The sequence below is a fragment of the Solibacillus silvestris genome (assembly GCF_051967575.1).
In the GTDB taxonomy this organism is placed as follows: domain Bacteria; phylum Bacillota; class Bacilli; order Bacillales_A; family Planococcaceae; genus Solibacillus; species Solibacillus silvestris_B.
In genome coordinates, this window is record NZ_JBQCJW010000006.1 from 73,124 (window position 1) to 94,168 (window position 21,045).

A 21,045-nucleotide genomic window follows, 5' to 3' on the forward strand; every position below is an offset into this window, starting at 1 on the left:
GCACTATACTTATTGTTTGGTCATTTCATTGTATGCGTTTGTATACTTTAATTTCAGGAAAAGCTTGCTTTAAAAATAAAAAAAGAAATAAATAACAAGAAAATGACGTAAATCCATGTTTTTGTTACACTTAGCAAGTTAGTTGGGTTCAAAAATATATGATTTGAGATGGAGACAAACATATTGCGATAAGCTATTTTTCTCGAAGCGTTTCATAAAGCAGCCTAGCGCAAGATCAGAATGCTGGGTTTGCTGGCTTAGAACAATCATCGACCATCATCGAATTCAATCCTCAAGATATGTGTTGCGGGAAAACGGTAGCTTTGCAAAGGCGATAGGATATAATATAGAAAATTTGGCGGACATACATCCCAGCAATTTCTGTGCACCCGAATTTGTCCACAGCCCTGAATACAAGGCCTTCAGGAATAGCCTGCAGAGCTGAAATTCGCTTCAGGACAAAATCCGGTGGGTGACGAAGCAAGGAAAAACGGTCTGGCTGGAAGCGACTTATACCCCTGTTGTAGGCGCAATTGGGGAAATCCAGGTCATTATTAAAGTAGCGCCGACGATCAATCAGATTGTGCACCAAATGAATGAAAATATGGGTGAACTGCAGATACTTATAAACCAGACGGAGACAATTCAGAATATCGTAAAAATGTTCGGCGAGTTCTGCCCAAACTTTTATACAGCTAAAAATTTTGTAACTTTTCGATCTCATAAAACGACTAATTATTCGAACAACCGAAGCAGGATTCCATGCAGGGGAAAAAGGGAATAATAAGTTGAGAGTAAGGAGGAATTTGCGATGATGAAAAAAATCAATTTTGCTATCGTTCTACTTGTGGCAGGGGTGCTGGCTGCCTGTCAAGACCGTGATCAAATACAGCCGGACAGCCCGGTGCCAACAGAACAAACAGGAAGCGCCGGCACGGAAGGAACGGCGGCTAAAGACAGCAGTCAGGACAATGAAGCTGACGATACTGCAAGCAAGGATGGCAGTGAAAGCGGCAGCGACGAAAACGCCACTTCCGGTCAAAAGGCAGGTCCGGTGAAGGAACAAAGCTATGCGAGCGAAAAGGAAGCTGTCAATGCAATTGAAAAGTATGCAGTGATAGACCAGACGAATGTGGAGTTGGGCTATGGTATTAAAGGCTTTGCCGAAGGAGCGGCAGGACATCAATACATCTCCTGGAATGAAGGCAACTGGCTGATTGAGGTGAACTTCCCATCCGACCCCGAATATGCAATAGACGGGTATGGAAATGCGGAATCATTGGCGAAGACTGTCGTAGCGTATTTGGAAGAACATTTTTTGCCGCCTCCGGATCAGCACGGTCTTATCCAGATAAACGGTTTCCGCCAGCATCCTGAAACACTTATTCAATGGCAGCAAGGAAATAAAGTGTATACAATCGATCAAAAAACAGCAGATCCGCTAGAAGCACTGCAACTGGCCGTTGATCAGACAGGCAAGAAATAGACGTTTTGCCGGATAGTTCGAATTAGGAAAAGACATCCCTTCCGTCAGCTGGCGGGAAGTGATGTCTTTTTCATAAAGAAGTAGCATCCCTTTAAATCTGAATAATTTTCTAGTTTCTAAGCGAATAGGGGGAAAAATCCTCAATATGCAATCGCTTTTTAAATAGGGGTGTATATAGCATTTTTGCTTTAAAAGGGGTTCATCACCATAATATGGAGTCGACTTCCGTTGCGGGTCGGATTCTTTCCGAGGGCATTGCTCTACATGAGCGTCTCTCCCTCGGTGCTCCTGCCGCATCGCTTTCGTCGCAAAATAATATGCTATTCCCGCTGAAAGCATACTTGTGACTGTCGCTAATGCTTTCATCACAGAGAAAATCTTGTAGCGAAAGGCTCAAGCCGTCATCTGATGTTTTTTCAGTGCGAAAGGTGGAACCTTCAGCACGCACACCCTCTTCCGCTCCATTCCAAACAACTTCTCTGACATTTAGTATTGTCATCCGCATTTTTGGTGGTGAGCCCAAGGATTGTATTTTTATAAATTTGTGTTTGAAGTTCAATCGGGAAGCCGTCCGCACCAGCCACTTTAAACTGATGTCCATGCAAATGAATCGGGTGGTGGTTCATTTGAATGTTGCCAAAACGCACGTTAACCGTATCCCCGAAGTTCACTAGTAAAGGCTCCGTTAAAGGGTAGCAGCGACCGATAGAGGAGCTTACCTTTTGCAGATTAACCTGTTTTCATATTATGTAAATGGAACTTTTTATGCGGGATTGCGTAACAATTAAAAAGGGGGCGAATTACTGTGAAGAATTTGAAGAAAAATCTTACTCTTGCTATACCAGTTATTGCCGTTGTCGGCTTATTAATAGTGTGGGCGTTTAAGGCGGAAAAAAACTCCATATCAAAAGCGGAACTATACGAGCTGCTCGAACAGGGAGTGACGGAAATCGATTTAACGCAGTTCGCAAATTTCCAATGGCAAAAAGCCGATGTGTTTGGACCGTACACGACGACCGGAGTGATTGAAGACACGATGGCGATCGACATTCGCTTCAGCAGTATCGATGTGATGGAAACGGAATTTCTGCTCGTATTCGCGGATGGGAATAAGATGGTTGAATCCGTTTATTTAAGCAGGAAATTTGGCGATTACGAGATAAAGGATAATCGCTACTTAATCACGAAAAAAAGTGATATAGCAAAGCTCGTCTTCCACCAATGTGGCAAGGCGAGCTTTTAATGACGGCTTCAATCTGAACTATATACAAACACCAAAATTTCGCTCGCATCCATTACCGTAAATGATTCGAGCTTTCCTTTATCCTCGATTAAAATCACTTCTTTATCCAAGTCAATAAAAAGCATATTTGAACGATCGTTTTGTTCTTCGTTAAAGCTGATCGTTTCCACTTCAAAGAGTGCGGCAGAATCCAATTCATCACCGGCAATATCAGCAGGTAACAATGCTGTAATTGAAACTGGCTGTTTAAAGTAAAATAAAAAAACCGCTACTGCCGCAAGCAGCAATATTCCTGGACTTAAAAAATATTTCCTCAAAAATTCATCCCACTATATCTTCAATTAAAATATATTTGCATCGAACGAAAAGGAAAAAAGCCAGGACTTGTTTCATAAGCAAATTTCCACACGAATTCATTGCAAAATAAAATCCATCCCGATAAAAAGCGTCCATCGCATTTGTTAATCCATAGCCTCTATTCCACCAGCCCCATACGAAAGGCGGTCGAGATAATTTGGGTGCGGTTTTTTGCCTGAAGCTTCTCCATCAGTTTTTGTACATAATCGCGCACCGTAAATTCGCTTAAAAACAGCACTTCAGCAATTTCCTTATTTTTATAGCCTTCCGCAAGCAAATATAAAATTGTAAATTCTTTTTCGCTCATTTGCAGACGGTGATTTAAATGATTGCGCAGCTGTTTGCGGGCCAAATACATGCCTAGCCGATGACCTGCCTGCTCCAGCAAATATAGTTTTTCGTTATCACAGTCAAATGGTTCGCCGATTTGATCGAATGATATCCAGCCATATAGCTGCTGCTCAAACTCAATCGGAATAAAAATAACCGACGATAAATTAAATAAATCAATTGCCACTTGCTGTACGTAAGGCGCGGGCTCTTTTAAAAATACAGGCTTTTTCAATGCAAAAACCGGTTCAATGTCAATATTACCCTGCATACGCTGAATTTTCGGCAATTCTAGACCAATGACGCCGGAAAATTCATTGAGCCACGGATTATAGCTATAAAAGACACAGCGTTTAAACTGAAAAATTTCTTCCGCTTTTACTAGGACGAGCGGCAAATCTTCCGTGCCATTTAGCTGGATAAGCTCCATACTGAACGCATCCAACTGCTTAAAGGACGGTGTTGAAAGCTCGATTGCCGCTAATGGCTGTTCAAGTAAATGCATAAACGAATGCATGCTTTGCTCCATGATCGTCTCATGCGTATGCAGTATTTGCTCAGTATTCGAATGCCCGATTGTCTTTAAAACAGTTCTTAATACATGCTCGATCGCCTTTGGGAAATGGCTTGCTTTTTCCACAGGCAGGCTATGCTGATGCATGCGCACCCAATATTGCAATGCTTCCACATGAACTTGCTGCTGCTTCATTTGACTTGCCAAAAATTGAATGAAGGAAATAGCGATTAAATGAAATTGCCGCTTTTCATTTATGGTTAAATCGGGAATACTCTCAATGTACGTCGTCGCTTCCTTTTGCAGATCGCTTCGGTACATTTTTAAAAACAATAAATATGGAAACTGGTCAGATGCCATCATTTCACCTACATTTGTATGTTATTTATTTTTAAATATACATTCCTTTATATGTATATTATGCCAATAAAACGCTTTAAAATAAAGGTAGAAATAATTCTTACTTAAAAAAGGAGAGATTCCGATGAATTTCAAAAATGTAACAATCGCAGGCAGTGGTGTTTTAGGAAGCCAAATCGCATTCCAATCCGCATTTTTCGGCTTCAATGTAAATGTTTACGATATTAATGATGCGGCAATTGCGACAGCAAAAGAGCGTATGGCAACATTGAAAACTACGTATGCCGAGTATTTCAATGATGCAGACCGTGCTGAAAAAGCCTACTTAAGTCTTCAATTTTTCACAGATTTAGGCGAGGCGACAAAAGATGCGGATCTCGTTGTTGAAGCAGTGCCTGAACGCATTGAAATTAAACAAGGTTTCTATGAAAACCTGGGGAAAGTTGCACCTGAAAAAACAGTGTTCGCATCAAACTCGTCAACATTATTGCCGAGCCAATTTGCGGAGTTTACAGGCCGTCCCGAAAAATTCCTTGCATTGCACTTTGCGAACTCAATTTGGCAAAACAATACAGGAGAGGTGATGGGGCACCCTGGCACTGATGCACAATATGTGGAACAAGTGGCAGACTTCGCACGCGCAATCGGCATGATTCCATTCGTGCTGAAAAAAGAGCAGCCTGGCTATATTTTAAATTCCTTATTAGTGCCATTTTTAACTGCGGCAATGGAGCTTTGGGTGAAGGATATTGCGGATCCGCAGACAATCGATAAAAACTGGATGATTTCAACAGGCTCACCGCGCGGACCATTCGCGATATACGATATTGTAGGAATGGAAACACCGTACAACTTGAATTTAATGCGTGCAGAGCATGACCCGAATGCGAAATTAGCAGCCGAAAAAATTAAGCGTGAAATGATTGATCAAGGGAAAATGGGAATTTCAACAGGCGAAGGCTTCTACAAATACCCAAACCCTGCCTATATGGATCCGAATTTTTTAAAATCAAACTAATAGTGAAAAAACGCGCATCCGAAAAAAAGGTGCGCGTTTTTTGTTGGGGATTTTAAAAAATTGGCGTGAAATTCTTGAAAAGAAACTGAATCAATTCCTTTGTTAAAGACGCAGGAATAGCTGTAACAGCGAAAAAGGAGCTCACCCACTTTCAATTTCATGGTGCGATTTACTATCCTTCTATTCATTTAATTAGAAATACTTATGCCCTTGGAATAATGACCTCTAATTATATTGATGGATAAAAACTGATACGATGAAGGAAAGAAGGGGGGATTGTCGTGAGAATTTTTGATGCCCATTTTCATATTATTGATTTTGATTTTCCGGTTATCGAAAACGAAGGTTATTTGCCGCCCAGCTATACGGTAAACGATTATAATCTGGAAACGGCGCATTTTGCCTTCCACAAGAGCAAGAAGACCTTTTAAGTTTAACGATCTTGAATTAATTAAGCAGCTGTTTGATGAACAGGCGGTCGATAAGATCCTCTATATAAATGCGCCATGAAATAACCGATTTTCAATTTATGTAAAAATCCTATGGGAATTAATGTATAATAAATGTTGAGGTGATTTTATGGAAATGGCCAATCAATTCAGTTCAGCATTATGGATATCCTTTGTTACACCGGTTTTCCTATTAAGCTGCCTGTACTTTTCGCTTTCGTTTTTCCAGCATTTGAAAAGCGGAGATGAGCGTCGCATAAAGCTATCCAAGTGGGCAGCAGTATTATCGCTTGCTTTTGCCTTGCTAACACCAGCTTTTTATCAGCTTTATTTCTACTACCAAGTAATGAATCAATATTAATCGTTTCATTACCAGAAAACTGCTATGAGAATAGCGGTTTTTTTTCATACTTCTCTAAACATACTATTCCAGTAAGAATTATTGAAATTAACTATTGACTTTAATTGCATGCATCTGTAAACTAACGAATTAAGATTTCCTTAAATGAAAGAAAATTCCGCCTCTTTTAAAGGCGGAGGGAGAATTAAGGCTGCAATAAGCATCAACTTACTATGCTTAATAACAGATGGGGAGGATATGCAATATGACGAAAGCGATTATTATTAATGGCGGCAATAGCATCAAGTCGCGGTTGACAGGCATTCAGCAATACATCGAAACATTGTTGGAGGAGCAAGGCATTTGCCTCGAAGCAATCCAAGTGCATCAACTGCCTGCACAACATTTAATTACGGCCAATTATGCAAGTGAAGCGATTGCAAATGAAATCGTAAAAGTCGGGGAGGCGGACATCGTATTTTTTCTGACGCCGATTTTTAAAGGCTCGTATACAGGGATTTTAAAAACATTCATCGATTTATTGCCGCAAAAAGGGTTGGAAAACAAAATTGCCGTACCAGTAGCGATTGGCGGATCGATTGCCCATTTATTAGCTTTAGAGTATTCCTTGAAGCCTGTACTATCCATTTTAGGCGCTACAACGATTGCGAATCCGATTTATATTGTCGATTCACAAGTGACGAGAACAGAAAACGGCTTTACGTTGGACGAAGCTGCAGTGAATCGGATTGAAAAGGTGCTGGAAAACGTTATTCCAAGAAAAGAATTTCATGTGCAATGAGGAGCAAAAGAGTGCCCATATTTACTTGGACACTCTTTTCGCATTTACTTCGCTGTATACTTTTTAATCGCCGGAATAATGTCATTGCCGATAATCTCGATATTCTTCATCACTTTATCAAACGGCACACCGCCAAAATCGATTTGTGCCATAAAGCGCTGCATGCCAAACAGCTCGTATTGATACAGCATTTTTTCGATAATTTGGTCCGGGCTGCCTACCATAAGCGCATCTTCAACTTTTGGTGCATCCTCGACTTGCCAGCGCGGATAGCCTTGACCGCGAATTGCCTGGAAACCGCCGCTCAAATGCGGGTGCATCCCGTCAACCGCTTCTTTTTCCGTCTCCGCTACATAAAACAGACTCGTCGTTGCAATCGGCAATGAAGCCGCATCAAAACCGCTGCGATCTGCTGCTTCGCGGTATGCATCGACAGAAGCTTTAAAGTTAATCGAAGGTCCGCCCAATGTTGTCAGCATCATCGGAATACCCATATAGCCTGCTTTAATCGCACTTCCGGGTGGTCCGCCAACAGCACGCCAAATAGGAATCGAACCATTTAAAGGCTGCGGTAATATATGAGCGTCCTTTAAAGCAGGACGGAATTTTCCGTTGTAGTTCACAACTGAATTGTCATTTAATTGCTTTAATAAAGCTAGCTTTTCCTCAAATATTTCTTCGTAATCACGCAGACTCACACCGAACAGTTCATGTGCTCCGACCCGTGAACCGCGGCCTGCAACGATTTCGGCACGACCATTCGAAATTAGATCAATAGTTGCGAAATCCTCGTAAACACGTACTGGATCCGCCACACTTAATACTGTCGCAGAGCTTGCCAGTTTAATGCTTTTCGTTGCCTGTGCAATTGCGCCGAGCACAACGGAATGTGCCTGTGTTGTAAAATAGTTCTGATGGCTTTCCCCGACGGCAAACACATCAATTCCCGCCTGCTCAGCTAATCGGCTCGCCTCGATAATTTCCTGAATGCGCTGCTGTGCGGAAATGCGTGTCCCTGATAATGGGTTCGGAATATGGTCCCCTAATGTGTACAGCCCAAATTCCATCCCGTTTTTCTCATTGATCCGGTATTGCTCCATGTTTGTAGCCTCCCTATATGATTGGTTTCAGTTTTGCTGTAATTTCTACGCGCTTTGGCTCCAAAAAATCCGGTAAATCGAGCTGTTCACCGAGGGAATCAATATGCCCGTCACGTAAAAAGCCTGGTCCATCTGTTGCGATTTCAAATAAAATGCCGTTTGATTCACGGAAATATAAGCTTTTAAAATAAAAACGGTCGACGATGCCTGATGAAACAAACCCGCGCATCTTCACTTGCTCATCCCAGTATGCCAGTTCTTCGTCATTTTTTACGCGGATTGCTAAATGGTGAATGCTGCCGCGTCCTGGTTTTTCGGATGGTCCGTCTTGCTCGACAATGTAAATTTCGCCAAACATCTCATCGTGGATCGATTGAAGAAGGGCAGTCGATTCAGTTTGCGCGCTCACTTTATAGCCGAAAATTTCAGTCAATGTTCGAATGAGTTTGCCCATATTTTTCACTGTTATTTCGACAGTGCCCATTCCCTGTATTTGATGCTCGACAGGAACAGAGGATTTTTCGTGTGTTTCCCAATACTGAACTTTTGTGTTCGGGGCTGCGAGGAGTGCCATGCGCAAGCCTTCTTCATCTTCAAACAAGAGGGCAGGGCGATTCGAATAAGTGGCGATTCCTTCATGCTTTACCCCAAATTCATCAAAACGCTTCACCCAATAATGAAGGCTTTCCATTGATGGCACAATTAATCCGATTTTCGTAATCGAGTTTGTGCCTCGGTGTGTGCGTCCAACGAGCGGAATTTCAAAAAATGACAGCTCCGTGCCGGGGCTGCCCGTTTTGTCTCCGTAAAATAAATGATACATCGATGTATCATCTTGATTGACGGTAATTTTCACGCGGCGCAATCCTAAAATATCACGGTAAAATCTATTATTTTGCTGGGCATTTTTTGTAATCATCGAAATATGATGGTGTCCTGGAATTGTATACATAATGGTTTCCTCCTATTGGTATCGTTTAGTTGCTTCGCTGCCCGCTGTTTTTTTGGACGCGTGATATGAGCCTGTATAATGTTTTTTGCTCCTCCTTCGTCAATGTTTCATCAAAAAACGATGATTGAAAGGCGAGCTGTGCATCAAATGCATTGTTTAAAAGTATTTTGCCTTGTTCCGTTAAGGAAATGTACTTCGTTTTCCAGTGTTGCTTTCTGACAATTAGCTGTTCTTGTTCAAGACGTGCTAGCATGCGGGAAATGCCGCCTTGCGTGACCGTTGCTTTTCCGGCGAGTTCCGTTTGTGTAATCGGCTCGTACAATGATATTTGCATAAGCACATCAAATTGTGCGGTCGTTAAGTCAAACTGCTTTAAAAATTCATTGGAAAGGTTATTGCTTTCATGGGTGAAGCGCATGATACGAAGCCAAATAAGCGAGCCTAATGTATTGTTTTTCATTTCATCACGACCTTTCTTGTTTATCACTTTACTACTCAACTGATTAAGCTGCAAGGAAAAATTCTCGAATTCGAAATAAATAGGCAATGTAACCTTTTCGTTTTCTGAGCGACATATATGGAAAGGGAAGTGAGCAGATGAAAAAATGGCTCTTTATGATTTTCATTGTTGTTTTAGCGGGGTGCCAGTCACAACAGCAAACAGATGATGCAAAGTTTATTGAAGCTTTAAATGGGCAAGGAATCCCGATCAAAGCGACGACAGCTAAGCAGGAACAGGTTTTCACGCAAAATTTAAATGGACAGAAGCCGAAAACGTATTTGATTGACGGGAAGCTATTGGCGATCTATTCGTTTGAACGAAGCGCCGATCGTTCGAAAGCTGAACTAATTTTCCATGAAAAAACGGCTGCGCAAAATATCGTTTCCTATGAAATGTACAGGCAAGATCAGTTGCTGATTTTTTATGTGCATGAGCAGAATTTAGCTGCATCTGTTCCGTACGATGAACAAATTCAAGAAGGTTTAAAGCAAATTAAGGAGGGCGAATGATGAAAAGAATATTGGTATTTGCCGTGATGCTTCTTTTGGTCGGCTGCACGGATGTAGTGCAGCATCCCGAGAAAATTGAGCGCGCTGTGATCGAAACGAAAGTTGACGGCGAAAAAGGGCAAACTGAGGAAATAATGGTTTTTGATGCAGAGGAGCTTGAAGACATCCGGCATTATTTATCGCAGACGGATTGGCAGCCGAATACGAAGCCGGATATGGCAAGGCACGAAGATGTAAACTTAAAACTATTCGTTGAAGCGGAACAAAACATGCCGGAACGGATTGACGATTACCTCATCTGGTTTGAGCAAAATGATTCGATGACGATAATAAGCAATGTGGAAGCAGAAGGGTTTGGCCGATTGGCTGCAAAGTACGGCAAACCGTTTAAACAGCTGCTGGATACAAAAACGGGTGATAGGAATCATGTGATCGATCGGCATGGCCAGCTTGAAAATGTCGAGCAATTCGAGCGGTTTTTAGCGGATATAGAAGTAAATAGGCAAACGGCAATTAAGGTGACACGCTATACGATTGAAGGTGATCCAATTTATTGGACTGCCAAATATGACGGCGAGCAATTTGACATTGAAATCGATAATCGAGAAGATGCCTTTGGTAGCAAAGAAATTGAACATTACCGATGCGACAATCTGGAGCGGGCTGCAACCGGGACATTGATCGATTATAACTTTACGGCTTGCGGCGGAGATTTTGAACTGAATTTATTGTCGATAGAAACGGAAAATACGTCAGCATTTAATAAGCTTCAAATTCCGGATGTCAGCTTTACAATAGGGAATAAGGAAATAAAAACATATAAAGGCGCCTATTCATGGCAATACTTAGATGCATCAACAGGTCAAACGGTAACGACCATGACGGACCACGCTTCGCCGAATCAAATGATTGATATTGCGAGCGGGATGAAAGTAAATTTGAATGATCCTATCGAAATCATGTTTGAAAGGGAGCCTACTAATGTAGAATTTAACGTTTGGAATGATGAAGGAATTATTGCGACATACAATTCGCTCACGGATATTAAAGAAAGAGGACCTGTCATTGTGGAATTTGTAGGCTATTGGGGAGAAAACCGTGCAACATATGCAACAGCATTAATAATTGAATAATCGATAAAAATAAAAGGTCAATAAAATCCGCTATGGAGATTTTATTGACCTTAAAATTATTTCGCTGTACGGGCGATTTCCAATGCTTGTGTGAAGTCCTCGATGAGATCTTCTTCATTTTCCAAACCGACCGAAAAGCGTAATAAGCCATCAGTAATGCCGCGTTTCGCACGTTCTTCCTGTTCCATCGCCGCATGACTCATTTTTGCAGGGTATGACAAAATCGACTCGACACCGCCAAGACTGACGGCAAAAACAGGAATTTTCATCGCTTCCACAAAAGCTTTGGCGGTTTCATAGTTCGGCAGGCTAAACGATAATACCGCACCGGCGGAAGTGGACTGGGCTGCATGAATTTCATAGCCGTGATGTGTCGGCAGGCCCGGGTAATACACATTTTCAACTAATGGATGTGCATGCAGGAACTGTGCAATGCGCATTGCGACACGCGATTCTTCGTTAAAGCGCACTGCGGTTGTTTTCATATTTTGGATTAGCGTGTAGCAATCTTGCACACCAAGCACAGAGCCAAATGAATTTTGGATGAAATAAATTTGATTGCCTAGCTCTTCATCCTTTGTCACAACTAAACCGGCAACGATATCCGAATGTCCAGACAAAAACTTTGTCGCGGAATGAATAACAACATCCACACCTAGCTCAAGCGGCTTTTGATGCAATGGGGTCATAAATGTATTATCCAAAAATGTCATTGCACCATATTGTTTCGCAATCGCTACAACGGCACGAATATCGGTAATGCCCAATGTTGGATTTGACGGTGTCTCGATATAAAGCAATTTCGTTTCAGGGCGTACTGCCGCTTTTACGGCCTCGATATCCGTAAAGTCTGCAAATGTATGTGTAATGCCGTAGCGGGGCAGCACTTTTGTGACGAAACGGTACGTCCCGCCGTATACATCCTCTGTGATGACGATATGATCGCCGGCACTCAGCACCATAAAGCAAGCAGAAACGGCAGCCATCCCTGTTGCAAACGCAAATCCGCGGATGCCGCCTTCCAGTTCAGCGATTGCTTTTTCTAGGCCCGCACGTGTCGGGTTGCCGGAGCGCGCATAATCATATTCGCCAAATTCATCGATTGATTCCTGATGGAAAGTGGACGATAAATACATCGGTACATTGACCGCACCTTTTTTATCGGCATAGCCTTCGCGGATTGCTCCATGAATAAGTGCTGTTTCGATACGGTTTGTCATGCAAATTCACCTCGCAGTGTATCGAAAACTTGCTGCAGATCGGCGATTAAATCTTCTGCCTCTTCAATTCCCACTGAAAAACGCAATAATCGGTCACATACACCGCGGGCAACTCGTTCGTCATAAGGCATATCGGCATGTGTTTGCGTGGCAGGGTATGTAATAAAGCTTTCCACACCGCCTAAACTTTCCGCAAATGTAATAAGTTTTATCCCTTTTAAAAACGCATTCACCATCGCGGCATCCTTTACCCGGAATGACAGCATGCCGCCTTTTCCTGTATATAATACATCTGTAACAAGCGGTTCATCCGCCAAATAGTAGGCAATTTTTTTCGCGTTTGCGTCATGCTGCTTTAAACGCAGATGCATTGTTTTAAGCCCGCGAATGAGCAGCCAGGAATCCATCGGTGACAGCACCATGCCGATCCCGTTATGGTAATAGCCTAGTTTTTCGCATAGCTCCGCACCTTTTGCAACGACCAGCCCAGCCAATACATCATTATGCCCGCCAATATATTTTGTTGCACTATGTAATACGATATGTGCGCCTAACTCGATCGGACGTTGGAAATACGGCGTGTAAAAGGTATTGTCGACGATTAATAATAAATTATGTTTTTTTGCTAAAGCTGCATATGCGGCTAAATCAATTTCTTGCATGAGCGGGTTTGTTGGTGTTTCGATAAATAATGCCTTCGTGTTTTCGTTTATTAAACTTTCGACACCGTGGACAGCTGCAAACGAATCATAAACAGGCTTAATATTGTAGTTTTCGGCAAATGTCTTAAAGAGACGATATGTCCCGCCATATAAATCTTCGGGTACGATCAGTTCATCGCCCGGTTTAAAAAGTGACATGACAAGCTGAATCGCCGCCATCCCCGAACTACATGCAAATCCTGCATCGCCGCCTTCCAGCTCCGCAATTCCATTTTCCAGAATGGTGCGCGTCGGATTTTTCGTGCGTGTATAGTCATAGCCGGTAGATTCGCCGATTCCCGTATGCTGATACGCTGTTGACATATAAATCGGGGGATTGATTGCCCCTGTCTTTGCATCGCTTAAATTGCCAAGCTGAACTAATTTTGTTTCAATTGAACGTTGTGACATGAAAACACTTCCTTACACTTAATTTGCGAAACATTTGGAATGAATCGATTATTAAATCAATTTAACATGAACAGATGAAACGAACAATAGAGGAAACAAGTAATTAATAAAATGGGCGCTAATTCATGCAAAAAACAAAAAATCCTAGAATACCGTGAAAGAAGTATGCTAGGATTGGACGATTATTCAGCTTGTTCTTTTTTCAATAGATCGCGAATTTCTTTTAATAGCTCTTCTTTCGCATCAAGTTCCGGTGTCGGTGCCTCAACGACTTCCGCCTCTTTTTTGCGATTTAATTTGCTTAATAAACGCAATGCCATAAAGATTGCAAAGGCAATGATAATAAAGTCTATAATGGATTGGGCAAATACACCAAGCGCGACCTGAGCTTCACCTGAGCCAAATTTCCATTCATTTGTTAAATCGATTCCGCCTGTCAGCATTCCGACAAGCGGCATAATAATGTTTTCCACTAAAGATGTAACAATTTTGCCGAATGCCGCGCCAATTACTACAGCAACAGCTAAATCGATGACATTCCCTTTCATGGCAAATTCTTTAAAGTCTTTCCACATATTTAACAACTCCTAATGACTATTGTTTCTGCGATTATCTATTTTACCGATAGCTCCAAAATATATCAACTATGAAATAGAGTTGAAATTTTAGTAAAATGGAAGATAATAAGAAGGGTGCTTATTTATCAGTTTACAAATTAAAGATTGGTGGCGTATATGGCAAAAAGCAAAAAAAAACTATTGTTGTCCCCAAAAACAAAAATATACTTAATCGTTTTATTAATTCCGATCACTTTAACGATTTACATTTTTGCTTTTTTCAGCTGGCAGCAACTCCGCGTGTTGCCTTTTATCGAGCGCTTCACAGAAAAATCGGTATACCAGCAAATTCAGGAGCAATTTGATTTGGAAATACCAATCGAATACATACCGGTCTACGTCGCTGCAGAACAAAAATATAATGTGCCCTGGACGCTTCTTGCCGCACATCATCGTGTCGAAACACGGTTTTCCACTATGAAAACACTTGTTTCGCCAGTTGGGGCAGAAGGACATCTGCAATTTATGCCTTGCACATTTGTCGGGTGGAAACATCCATCATGCAAAGGGTTGGGCGAAGGGGAAATCCCGAAAAAAGATAAAACGGACCCTGCGATCATCAATAAATATGGCGGGTATGGGGTGGATGCAAATGGCGACGGCATTGCAGATCCTTTTGATATTGAAGATGCTGTATTTAGCGCAGCGAAGTTTTTATCGATTGCCGGTGTAAATAATGGCGAATTGAAAAAGGCAATTTTCCAATATAACCATAGTGATGCATATGTAGAAGATATTCTATATTATTACAAGCTGTACCGCGATTATGGGGACCAATTAAAGCAAATCGCAATGGAAGAGCCAAAATAAAAAAGTGTGACATTGCGTCACACTTTTTGCAAGTTATTCTAGATGCATGAATTACGTTGCTTTACGCATAGATCTTAAAATAAAGCTTACGATGAAAATCAATACGATGGCACCGATTAATGCCGGGAATACATAGAAGTCGGAAACTTTCCAACCCCAGTTGCCTAATATCATGCTTCCAATCCAAGAACCAACGATACCTGCAATAATATTACCGATAATGCCTCCCGGAACATCCTTACCTAAAATAACACCTGCTAACCAACCTAAAATACCTCCGATGATTAAAAACCAAATGAAACTCATCATACTGTCCAACTCCTTTGTAGAAATTATTTAAAGATAATTGCATCTAATTAATTATTTCCTATCTTGCAAAGGGTTAAACATATTTTTATTAATAAGTGTATTTGTTTTATTAAATTAAATGATTTTTGCGCCTAAACTTGATTTGAAATGATCAAGTGCCCAACTATGACCAGCCTCATTAAAGCTTGCGACAGCATGTTCCGGCACCGTAATCTTATAGCCTAAATTATAACTGTCCACAGCGGTATGAAGCACACAAATATCTGTGCAAACCCCAACTAGCACAACTTCTTCGATTTTCCGCTCACGCAATAAAATATCCAGATTCGTTCCCGCAAACGCGCTGTAACGTGTTTTATCAAACGAAATGACATGTTCCTTATATGTTTCATACATCTCTTTTACCGTGCCAAATAGTTCCCGACCTTTTGTTCCTTCTATATTATGCGGCGGGAATAATTTTGATTCCGGATGATACGGATCATTTTCGACATGTAAATCATTCGCAAAAACAACGACCTCATTTTGCTGAACGAACTGTTCGATTAAAGAGCTGATTTTTTTATCGATTGCCTGCCCTGGTGCTCCACTTGTCAATTTACCGTCCGTTGCGACAAAATCATACGTATAATCAATGACAATCAATGCTTTTTTCGACATAGCCAATCCTCCTCATATGTTGTAAAACCATTATGCCATGGCAGAAGAAAAAATGTTGAAGAAAAATGTTCACAAAATATTCGAAATATTTTGATTTACGCGCTTGGTTATTGTATAGTAGGAATATAAAAATTAATGGGGTGGTTAATGATGGATATGGCATTAATGAAAAAGTTGAATCGTCAAGGTCTGGCTTTTGCAGCAATCCACAGCTTAATCATATTGAACTTTGCAATTGAATTGTTATTAATTTAATCGAATAAAATATTTATAAACCTAGCAAAACAATGCTAGGTTCTTATTTTTTACAGAAGAATATTTCACAACTATTAAAAGTAAAATGAATAGACTTCCAATTGAGGTGAACATATGAAGCATTTAAATGAAGTTTTTGCGAATGTTGAACATCCGTTTGCATGGATTGACCTGAATGCATTGCAGCAAAATATCGACTATGTCAATCAAGCATGCGGCGAAAAAAAAATACGTATTGCGACAAAATCAATTCGTTCCGTCCCATTGCTCCAATACATAGCAAAACGTTTAACCCATTTTGCAGGCTACATGACATTTACTGCAAGCGAAACGAACTACTTGCTGGAACAAGGGCTCGACGAACTGTTAATTGGCTATCCGGTTTATGAAAGAAACGCGATTTTAAAACTTGCTCATTGGGTGAAGAGAGGGAAATCCATCACATTTATGGTAGATCATATTCAGCAAGCGCAATTGCTTAACGATATAGCACAACGCGACGAGCTGCAATTTTCGATATGCATCGATTTGAATGTATCGACCGATTTTAAAGTGCTTTATTTCGGCACGAAGCGCTCGCCAATTTCCAATTTTCATAGTTTAAATGAATTATTGCAGCAAATTGATAAGCTTCAGCATGTAACAGTTCAAGGGGTGATGGGTTATGATGCGCAAATTGCTGGTGTGACAGACAAAACAAAGCTCTATTTCGGTGCAAAAGATGCCCTTATCAGTCTATTAAAAAAGCAATCTGCGAAAACGCTAATAAAATCGCGCCAATTTTTGGTCGCCCATTTAAAAGCGATGTACAATATAGCATTTGTGAACGCTGGGGGCTCCGGGAGCATGGCACAAACAGCCGTGCAAAAAGATGTGACAGAAGTGACGGTAGGCTCTGCATTTTTTGCTTCAGCATTATTCGACCAATACAAAAGCTTATCATTAAAGCCTGCCGCTGGGTTTGCCCTTCGTGTAACACGGCAATTTTCCGAAAATATTGTCGTATGCCATGGAGGAGGCTATATTGCTTCAGGGGCATCAGGGCCAGACCGTTCACCTGTATTTATGGAAAAAGACCGTTTTTCCTTAGTGCCATTAGAAGGGGCAGGTGAAGTGCAAACACCGGTTATCGTCAAAAAGGGCAAAACCAAAATTGGCGATACCGTTTATTTCCGGCATGCGAAGGCGGGGGAGCTGTGTGAAAGATTTTTAGTGCTGCATGCGATTGAGGATGGACTTTACAAAGAACAGTTTCAAACATATCGGGGGGATGGACAATGTTTTCTATAAAAAAGTGGCGCAACGGGCAAAAATGGACAAACTGGTGTGAAAATTATACAGCATATCCAAGTCAATTTTACGCACCGAACACGATTGAAGAATTATGCGAAATTGTAAAGCAGCATGCATATGAAAAAAGGACGATTCGTGTGACAGGTGCCGCCCATTCATTTAGCCCTGTCGCAATGCCTGAGCAAACGGCACTGTCACTGCACAATATGCGCGGGCTCATATCGGTGCAAAAAGATGATTATACAGCCACGTTTCATGCTGGCACTTACTTATACGAAGTCGGTCCAATGCTCGCCCAGTACGGCTTGGCATTGAGCAATATGGGCGATATCCAGCAGCAGACACTGGCTGGGGCAATTTCCACGGGGACACATGGTACAGGCATCTCACTAGGTTCGTTTTCCTCTATGGTGCTGCGGTGGGGGATCGTGACGGGTGAAGGGGAATATATCGAAATTGAACGGACGACAGACGCGATTTCCGAGGCGCTGCATCTATCTGTCGGTTTATTGGGAATCGTCGTGACCGTCGTGCTGAAAGTCGTGCCATTATACAGCTTGGCATATGTTTCGGAAAGATCAAATTTGCAATCAGAAGTAAAAAACTTCCAAAGTGAAATACGTAATCACCGAAATATTGAATGGTTTTACTTTCCGGGAAGCGAGCATATCCAAGTGAAAAAAATGAAGGCTGTCGCGCCGATCGATCAGCCAAAATGGGAAAAATATGTCGAGCAAGCGAAAATCCAGGCATTGGAAAATGGGCTGTTCTATGTCGCATCCGAGCTTTGCAAGTACAAGCCGTCGCAAAGTTTGGCGATCAGCCGGCTCGCATCAAAGGTTGTCGGCCAGGAAAGCCGTACAGGAAAGAGCTACGAAATTTACCCTTCGCCCCGCAATGTAAAGTTCGTCGAAACAGAATATGCCATTCCGCTCAGCCATTTCGAGTCATGTATCGAGGAAGTGCATGCAATGTTCAAAAGCGGGAAATTTCATGTGCATTTTCCGATTGAAATCCGCACAACTGCCGGGGAGCAGGGATATTTAAGTCCGACACAAGGGCAGGAAAGCGCGTTCATTGCTTTTCATATGTATAAAGGAATGGATGAATCGATCTATTTTACATGGATACGTCAGATGATGAAGCGCTATGGAGGGAGACCGCATTGGGGGAAAGTGAATCATTACAGCAAAAATAATATAGAAGAATTTTATGGAAACGCCTCTCTTTTTAATGAACAACGAAAATTAATGGATCCGCAAAATGTATTTTTAACAACGTATTTTAAAAATATTTTCGATGAATAAATAAAAATGAATTAAATTTTTAAAAAATTCAAATTTCGGAAAACAGGTAATGAAAGAGAAGAAAGGGCACAGCAATCAAGATGAAAGCGATTCCAATAAATTAGAACTTTTGGAATTGTATAAAAAATTCAAAAAATAGTGTTGACGTCCGCAATCGTTTCGTACTATGATAACAACAATTTAGTACACCACATCATTCAAGCACGGCAAAGCAATGTTAAGCTGTATCGTATGAGGTGGCATATTCGATAACTCCTAATTAAAGAAGTTTGAATATTCAAATTATTTTAGGATCATCGAAATATGAAAATAGATAAAGATGACAACAAGAGTATAAGCAATGCGTTGAGGGGCGTTTAATATGAGAAGTGATATGATCAAACTTGGAGTTGACCGGGCTCCGCACCGTAGTCTTTTATATGCTACAGGGAAAGTAAAGGCAAAAGATTTAGAGAAGCCGTTTATCGGTGTATGCAATTCATATATTGATATTATTCCAGGCCATGTTCATTTGCGTGAGTTTGCAGATGTTGTAAAGGAAGCCATTATAGAAGCAGGCGGAATTCCATTCGAATTCAATACGATTGGCGTTGATGACGGCATTGCGATGGGACATATCGGGATGCGCTATTCGTTGCCATCAAGGGAAATTATTGCGGACGCAGCGGAGACAGTTATTAACGCACACTGGTTTGACGGTGTGTTCTATATTCCAAACTGCGACAAAATTACACCGGGTATGCTAATGGCTGCTGTTCGTACGAATGTGCCTTCTGTTTTTGTCTCAGGCGGTCCGATGGAGGCTGGAACATCATCAGCTGGTAAACCATTATCATTAACAAGCGTATTTGAAGGTGTCGGTGCACATAAAGCGGGCACAATGTCGGCTGAAGAGCTGCTCGATATTGAAAACAATGCATGTCCGACATGCGGCTCATGTTCAGGGATGTTCACGGCAAACTCGATGAACTGCTTGATGGAAATGCTAGGCTTGGCATTGCCGGGTAACGGTACAATTGTTGCAACAAGCGAAAAACGGAAAGAGCTGATTTACGAAGCAGCGAAACATTTAGTTCGCATGATTAAAGAAGATGTAAAGCCGCGCGATATTGTGACAAAAGAAGCGATTGATGATGCATTTGCATTGGATATGGCAATGGGCGGTTCGACAAATACAGTGCTTCATACATTGGCGATCGCCAATGAAGCGGAAATCGAATACAACATTGAAGAGATTAATAAAGTAGCGGAACGTGTTCCATACATTGCGAAAATTATGCCGGCATCGGATGTTTCGATGGATGACATTGCAAAAGCGGGCGGTGTTCAGGCAATTATTAATGAATTAACGAAAATTCCAGGGGCAATTCACCCTGACAGGCCGACAATCGCAGGCGTTTCAATGAGAGAGCTTGTAAAAGATTATGAAATTACAAATGAGCGTGTCATTCGCACAAAGGATAATCCATACAGTGCTGTAGGCGGCTTGTCAGTATTGTTCGGAAATATCGCTCCGGAAGGTTCAGTCATTAAAGTAGGTGCGGTCGATCCTTCGATACAGACTTTTACAGGAGAAGCGATTGTATTCGATTCTCAAGAAGAGGCACAGCAGGCGATTGATGCTGGCATAGTTCGAGAAGGCCATGTTGTCGTCATTCGTTATGAAGGTCCAAAAGGCGGTCCGGGTATGCCGGAAATGCTGGCACCAACATCCGCGATTCAAGGCCGAGGATTAGGAACGAAAGTCGCGCTCATTACGGATGGACGTTTTTCTGGTGCATCACGCGGCATTTCAATCGGCCATATTTCTCCGGAAGCGGCTGAAGGCGGTCCAATCGCTTTAGTCGTAAACGGGGATACAATTGAAATCGATCTGCCGAACAGAACGATTAATTTACAAGTGCCGGATGATGTTCTTGCAGAGCGTCGTCAAAGCTTGCAGCCATTCGAACCAAAGATTAAGCGCGGCTGGCTGGCACGCTACTCAGCATTAGTGACGAATGCCTCGCAAGGCGGCATCATGAAAATATAAATTGAATAATTTAAAACGTTGATGAGGTTAAAGAATATGGATATTTGTATTTGCCAGAGAGCCGGTGCTGGTGGAAGCCGGTGATACAACTATATTCGACATCCCCTCGGAGTGAGCTGTTAAACGCATAAGCCATTAGATAGCTCCGGGCATAATCCAAATGCTCGTTATTAATGAATCGTTCTCTACATTTAGTTGCACAAATTTCCTAATAGGGGGTTTGGAATGGAGAGATGATAGCGGTTCGCGAGGTAACAAGGTTGAAAATGTCTTTCAAAAAGGCTTTTCACCGATGTTATAAACGAGGGTGGTACCATGAAAAGTCTTTTTCATCC

At 41.7% G+C, this 21,045-nt stretch carries 23 protein-coding genes and 2 pseudogenes; 14 read left to right on the forward strand and 11 right to left on the reverse strand.

The annotated features are described in order from the left end of the window. Nucleotides 1-472: 472 nt before the first annotated feature. Nucleotides 473-784, forward strand: a complete 312-nt coding sequence (locus ACTHOQ_RS05690) for a hypothetical protein (RefSeq protein ID WP_440494749.1) — start codon at nt 473-475, stop codon at nt 782-784. A 27-nt stretch (nt 785-811) separates the two neighbouring features. After that, nucleotides 812-1,486: a hypothetical protein gene (locus ACTHOQ_RS05695; RefSeq protein ID WP_440494750.1), complete on the forward strand. Its 675-nt coding sequence runs from the start codon at nt 812-814 to the stop codon at nt 1,484-1,486. A 437-nt stretch (nt 1,487-1,923) separates the two neighbouring features. Here the strand turns inward: ACTHOQ_RS05695 and ACTHOQ_RS05700 are convergent, their stop codons facing one another. After that, entirely contained in the window at nt 1,924-2,214 is a 291-nt protein-coding gene (locus tag ACTHOQ_RS05700) for a multicopper oxidase domain-containing protein (protein WP_440494893.1), read from the reverse strand. A 77-nt stretch (nt 2,215-2,291) separates the two neighbouring features. Here ACTHOQ_RS05700 and ACTHOQ_RS05705 point away from each other — a divergent pair, with 77 nt between their 5' ends. Next, nucleotides 2,292-2,729, forward strand: coding sequence for a hypothetical protein (locus ACTHOQ_RS05705; RefSeq protein ID WP_440494751.1), 438 nt, complete (start codon nt 2,292-2,294; stop codon nt 2,727-2,729). An 8-nt stretch (nt 2,730-2,737) separates the two neighbouring features. Here the strand turns inward: ACTHOQ_RS05705 and ACTHOQ_RS05710 are convergent, their stop codons facing one another. After that, nucleotides 2,738-3,046, reverse strand: a complete 309-nt coding sequence (locus ACTHOQ_RS05710) for a hypothetical protein (protein WP_440494753.1) — start codon at nt 3,044-3,046, stop codon at nt 2,738-2,740. Between the two features lie 158 nt (nt 3,047-3,204). After that, the gene (locus ACTHOQ_RS05715) at nt 3,205-4,290 is read right to left on the reverse strand and encodes a response regulator transcription factor (protein ID WP_440494755.1); all 1,086 of its coding nucleotides are present in this window, start codon (nt 4,288-4,290) and stop codon (nt 3,205-3,207) included. A 124-nt stretch (nt 4,291-4,414) separates the two neighbouring features. On the opposite strand from ACTHOQ_RS05715, the gene ACTHOQ_RS05720 reads away from it, so the two are divergent. From ACTHOQ_RS05720 to ssuE, 5 genes and pseudogenes are all read left to right on the forward strand, one after another. Beyond that, nucleotides 4,415-5,308 (forward strand): 3-hydroxyacyl-CoA dehydrogenase, encoded by an 894-nt coding sequence (locus tag ACTHOQ_RS05720; protein ID WP_440494757.1) that lies wholly within the window; start codon nt 4,415-4,417, stop codon nt 5,306-5,308. 281 nt (nt 5,309-5,589) lie between these two features. After that, nucleotides 5,590-5,703: pseudogene (locus ACTHOQ_RS05725) on the forward strand (amidohydrolase family protein); the annotation flags it as partial. A 4-nt stretch (nt 5,704-5,707) separates the two neighbouring features. Then, nucleotides 5,708-5,818: pseudogene (locus ACTHOQ_RS05730) on the forward strand (amidohydrolase family protein); the annotation flags it as partial. Nucleotides 5,819-5,887: 69 nt separating this feature from the next. Continuing rightward, nucleotides 5,888-6,118 carry a hypothetical protein gene (locus tag ACTHOQ_RS05735; protein ID WP_440494759.1) on the forward strand — a complete coding sequence of 77 codons (231 nt, stop codon included), beginning with the start codon at nt 5,888-5,890 and terminating at the stop codon, nt 6,116-6,118. Between the two features lie 244 nt (nt 6,119-6,362). Beyond that, nucleotides 6,363-6,899: an NADPH-dependent FMN reductase gene (gene ssuE / locus ACTHOQ_RS05740; protein ID WP_440494761.1), complete on the forward strand. Its 537-nt coding sequence runs from the start codon at nt 6,363-6,365 to the stop codon at nt 6,897-6,899. A 44-nt stretch (nt 6,900-6,943) separates the two neighbouring features. Here ssuE and ACTHOQ_RS05745 read toward each other — a convergent pair whose 3' ends face one another. The 3 genes from ACTHOQ_RS05745 to ACTHOQ_RS05755 are packed head-to-tail and all read right to left on the reverse strand — an operon-like array spanning nt 6,944 to nt 9,411. Continuing rightward, nucleotides 6,944-7,999, reverse strand: coding sequence for an LLM class flavin-dependent oxidoreductase (locus ACTHOQ_RS05745; protein WP_440494763.1), 1,056 nt, complete (start codon nt 7,997-7,999; stop codon nt 6,944-6,946). Nucleotides 8,000-8,012: 13 nt separating this feature from the next. After that, nucleotides 8,013-8,951, reverse strand: a complete 939-nt coding sequence (locus ACTHOQ_RS05750) for a ring-cleaving dioxygenase (RefSeq protein ID WP_440494765.1) — start codon at nt 8,949-8,951, stop codon at nt 8,013-8,015. Between the two features lie 25 nt (nt 8,952-8,976). Then, nucleotides 8,977-9,411 carry a MarR family winged helix-turn-helix transcriptional regulator gene (locus tag ACTHOQ_RS05755; protein WP_440494767.1) on the reverse strand — a complete coding sequence of 145 codons (435 nt, stop codon included), beginning with the start codon at nt 9,409-9,411 and terminating at the stop codon, nt 8,977-8,979. Nucleotides 9,412-9,548: 137 nt separating this feature from the next. Here ACTHOQ_RS05755 and ACTHOQ_RS05760 point away from each other — a divergent pair, with 137 nt between their 5' ends. Together ACTHOQ_RS05760 and ACTHOQ_RS05765 are read left to right on the forward strand one after the other, a co-directional pair. Next, a complete protein-coding gene (locus ACTHOQ_RS05760) occupies nt 9,549-9,962 on the forward strand; it encodes a hypothetical protein (RefSeq protein ID WP_440494768.1) in 414 nt (137 codons plus the stop codon). Then, a complete protein-coding gene (locus tag ACTHOQ_RS05765) occupies nt 9,962-11,095 on the forward strand; it encodes a DUF4362 domain-containing protein (protein ID WP_440494769.1) in 1,134 nt (377 codons plus the stop codon). The genes ACTHOQ_RS05760 and ACTHOQ_RS05765 overlap by 1 nt, the downstream gene beginning before the upstream one ends. A gap of 56 nt (nt 11,096-11,151) precedes the next feature. Here ACTHOQ_RS05765 and ACTHOQ_RS05770 read toward each other — a convergent pair whose 3' ends face one another. From ACTHOQ_RS05770 to mscL, 3 genes are all read right to left on the reverse strand, one after another. Then, nucleotides 11,152-12,315 carry an aminotransferase class I/II-fold pyridoxal phosphate-dependent enzyme gene (locus tag ACTHOQ_RS05770; protein WP_440494771.1) on the reverse strand — a complete coding sequence of 388 codons (1,164 nt, stop codon included), beginning with the start codon at nt 12,313-12,315 and terminating at the stop codon, nt 11,152-11,154. Beyond that, nucleotides 12,312-13,427 carry a methionine biosynthesis PLP-dependent protein gene (locus ACTHOQ_RS05775; RefSeq protein WP_440494772.1) on the reverse strand — a complete coding sequence of 372 codons (1,116 nt, stop codon included), beginning with the start codon at nt 13,425-13,427 and terminating at the stop codon, nt 12,312-12,314. The genes ACTHOQ_RS05770 and ACTHOQ_RS05775 overlap by 4 nt, the downstream gene beginning before the upstream one ends. Before the next feature lie 182 nt (nt 13,428-13,609). Beyond that, nucleotides 13,610-14,002, reverse strand: a complete 393-nt coding sequence (gene mscL / locus ACTHOQ_RS05780; protein WP_440494774.1) for a large conductance mechanosensitive channel protein MscL — start codon at nt 14,000-14,002, stop codon at nt 13,610-13,612. 159 nt (nt 14,003-14,161) lie between these two features. Between mscL and ACTHOQ_RS05785 the strand changes: the two genes are divergently transcribed. Then, on the forward strand, nt 14,162-14,854 hold the full coding sequence (locus ACTHOQ_RS05785; RefSeq protein WP_440494776.1) for a lytic transglycosylase domain-containing protein: 693 nt from the start codon (nt 14,162-14,164) through the stop codon (nt 14,852-14,854). A gap of 51 nt (nt 14,855-14,905) precedes the next feature. Here ACTHOQ_RS05785 and ACTHOQ_RS05790 read toward each other — a convergent pair whose 3' ends face one another. Beyond that, nucleotides 14,906-15,163 (reverse strand): GlsB/YeaQ/YmgE family stress response membrane protein, encoded by a 258-nt coding sequence (locus tag ACTHOQ_RS05790; protein ID WP_440494777.1) that lies wholly within the window; start codon nt 15,161-15,163, stop codon nt 14,906-14,908. A 114-nt stretch (nt 15,164-15,277) separates the two neighbouring features. Continuing rightward, nucleotides 15,278-15,823 carry a cysteine hydrolase family protein gene (locus ACTHOQ_RS05795; RefSeq protein WP_440494779.1) on the reverse strand — a complete coding sequence of 182 codons (546 nt, stop codon included), beginning with the start codon at nt 15,821-15,823 and terminating at the stop codon, nt 15,278-15,280. Between the two features lie 369 nt (nt 15,824-16,192). Here ACTHOQ_RS05795 and ACTHOQ_RS05800 point away from each other — a divergent pair, with 369 nt between their 5' ends. The 3 genes from ACTHOQ_RS05800 (at nt 16,193) to ilvD (ending at nt 20,710) form a co-directional block, all read left to right on the forward strand. Continuing rightward, entirely contained in the window at nt 16,193-17,368 is a 1,176-nt protein-coding gene (locus ACTHOQ_RS05800) for an alanine racemase (protein ID WP_440494781.1), read from the forward strand. Continuing rightward, entirely contained in the window at nt 17,356-18,678 is a 1,323-nt protein-coding gene (locus ACTHOQ_RS05805; protein WP_440494782.1) for a D-arabinono-1,4-lactone oxidase, read from the forward strand. Before ACTHOQ_RS05800 ends, ACTHOQ_RS05805 begins: the two co-directional genes overlap by 13 nt. A gap of 361 nt (nt 18,679-19,039) precedes the next feature. After that, nucleotides 19,040-20,710 carry a dihydroxy-acid dehydratase gene (gene ilvD, locus ACTHOQ_RS05810; RefSeq protein ID WP_440494784.1) on the forward strand — a complete coding sequence of 557 codons (1,671 nt, stop codon included), beginning with the start codon at nt 19,040-19,042 and terminating at the stop codon, nt 20,708-20,710. Nucleotides 20,711-21,045: the final 335 nt, after the last annotated feature.

What these genes read in the sequence shown, in the direction of transcription:
- ACTHOQ_RS05695 (WP_440494750.1), top strand. Translation starts at nt 812, where the DNA reads ATGATGAAAAAAATCAATTTTGCTATCGTTCTACTTGTGGCAGGGGTG.
- ACTHOQ_RS05715 (WP_440494755.1), bottom strand. Translation starts at nt 4,290, where the DNA reads ATGGCATCTGACCAGTTTCCATATTTATTGTTTTTAAAAATGTACCGA.
- ACTHOQ_RS05720 (WP_440494757.1), top strand. Translation starts at nt 4,415, where the DNA reads ATGAATTTCAAAAATGTAACAATCGCAGGCAGTGGTGTTTTAGGAAGC.
- ACTHOQ_RS05735 (WP_440494759.1), top strand. Translation starts at nt 5,888, where the DNA reads ATGGAAATGGCCAATCAATTCAGTTCAGCATTATGGATATCCTTTGTT.
- ssuE (WP_440494761.1), top strand. Translation starts at nt 6,363, where the DNA reads ATGACGAAAGCGATTATTATTAATGGCGGCAATAGCATCAAGTCGCGG.
- ACTHOQ_RS05745 (WP_440494763.1), bottom strand. Translation starts at nt 7,999, where the DNA reads ATGGAGCAATACCGGATCAATGAGAAAAACGGGATGGAATTTGGGCTG.
- ACTHOQ_RS05750 (WP_440494765.1), bottom strand. Translation starts at nt 8,951, where the DNA reads ATGTATACAATTCCAGGACACCATCATATTTCGATGATTACAAAAAAT.
- ACTHOQ_RS05755 (WP_440494767.1), bottom strand. Translation starts at nt 9,411, where the DNA reads ATGAAAAACAATACATTAGGCTCGCTTATTTGGCTTCGTATCATGCGC.
- ACTHOQ_RS05760 (WP_440494768.1), top strand. Translation starts at nt 9,549, where the DNA reads ATGAAAAAATGGCTCTTTATGATTTTCATTGTTGTTTTAGCGGGGTGC.
- ACTHOQ_RS05765 (WP_440494769.1), top strand. Translation starts at nt 9,962, where the DNA reads ATGAAAAGAATATTGGTATTTGCCGTGATGCTTCTTTTGGTCGGCTGC.
- ACTHOQ_RS05770 (WP_440494771.1), bottom strand. Translation starts at nt 12,315, where the DNA reads ATGACAAACCGTATCGAAACAGCACTTATTCATGGAGCAATCCGCGAA.
- ACTHOQ_RS05775 (WP_440494772.1), bottom strand. Translation starts at nt 13,427, where the DNA reads ATGTCACAACGTTCAATTGAAACAAAATTAGTTCAGCTTGGCAATTTA.
- mscL (WP_440494774.1), bottom strand. Translation starts at nt 14,002, where the DNA reads ATGTGGAAAGACTTTAAAGAATTTGCCATGAAAGGGAATGTCATCGAT.
- ACTHOQ_RS05785 (WP_440494776.1), top strand. Translation starts at nt 14,162, where the DNA reads ATGGCAAAAAGCAAAAAAAAACTATTGTTGTCCCCAAAAACAAAAATA.
- ACTHOQ_RS05790 (WP_440494777.1), bottom strand. Translation starts at nt 15,163, where the DNA reads ATGATGAGTTTCATTTGGTTTTTAATCATCGGAGGTATTTTAGGTTGG.
- ACTHOQ_RS05795 (WP_440494779.1), bottom strand. Translation starts at nt 15,823, where the DNA reads ATGTCGAAAAAAGCATTGATTGTCATTGATTATACGTATGATTTTGTC.
- ACTHOQ_RS05800 (WP_440494781.1), top strand. Translation starts at nt 16,193, where the DNA reads ATGAAGCATTTAAATGAAGTTTTTGCGAATGTTGAACATCCGTTTGCA.
- ACTHOQ_RS05805 (WP_440494782.1), top strand. Translation starts at nt 17,356, where the DNA reads ATGTTTTCTATAAAAAAGTGGCGCAACGGGCAAAAATGGACAAACTGG.
- ilvD (WP_440494784.1), top strand. Translation starts at nt 19,040, where the DNA reads ATGAGAAGTGATATGATCAAACTTGGAGTTGACCGGGCTCCGCACCGT.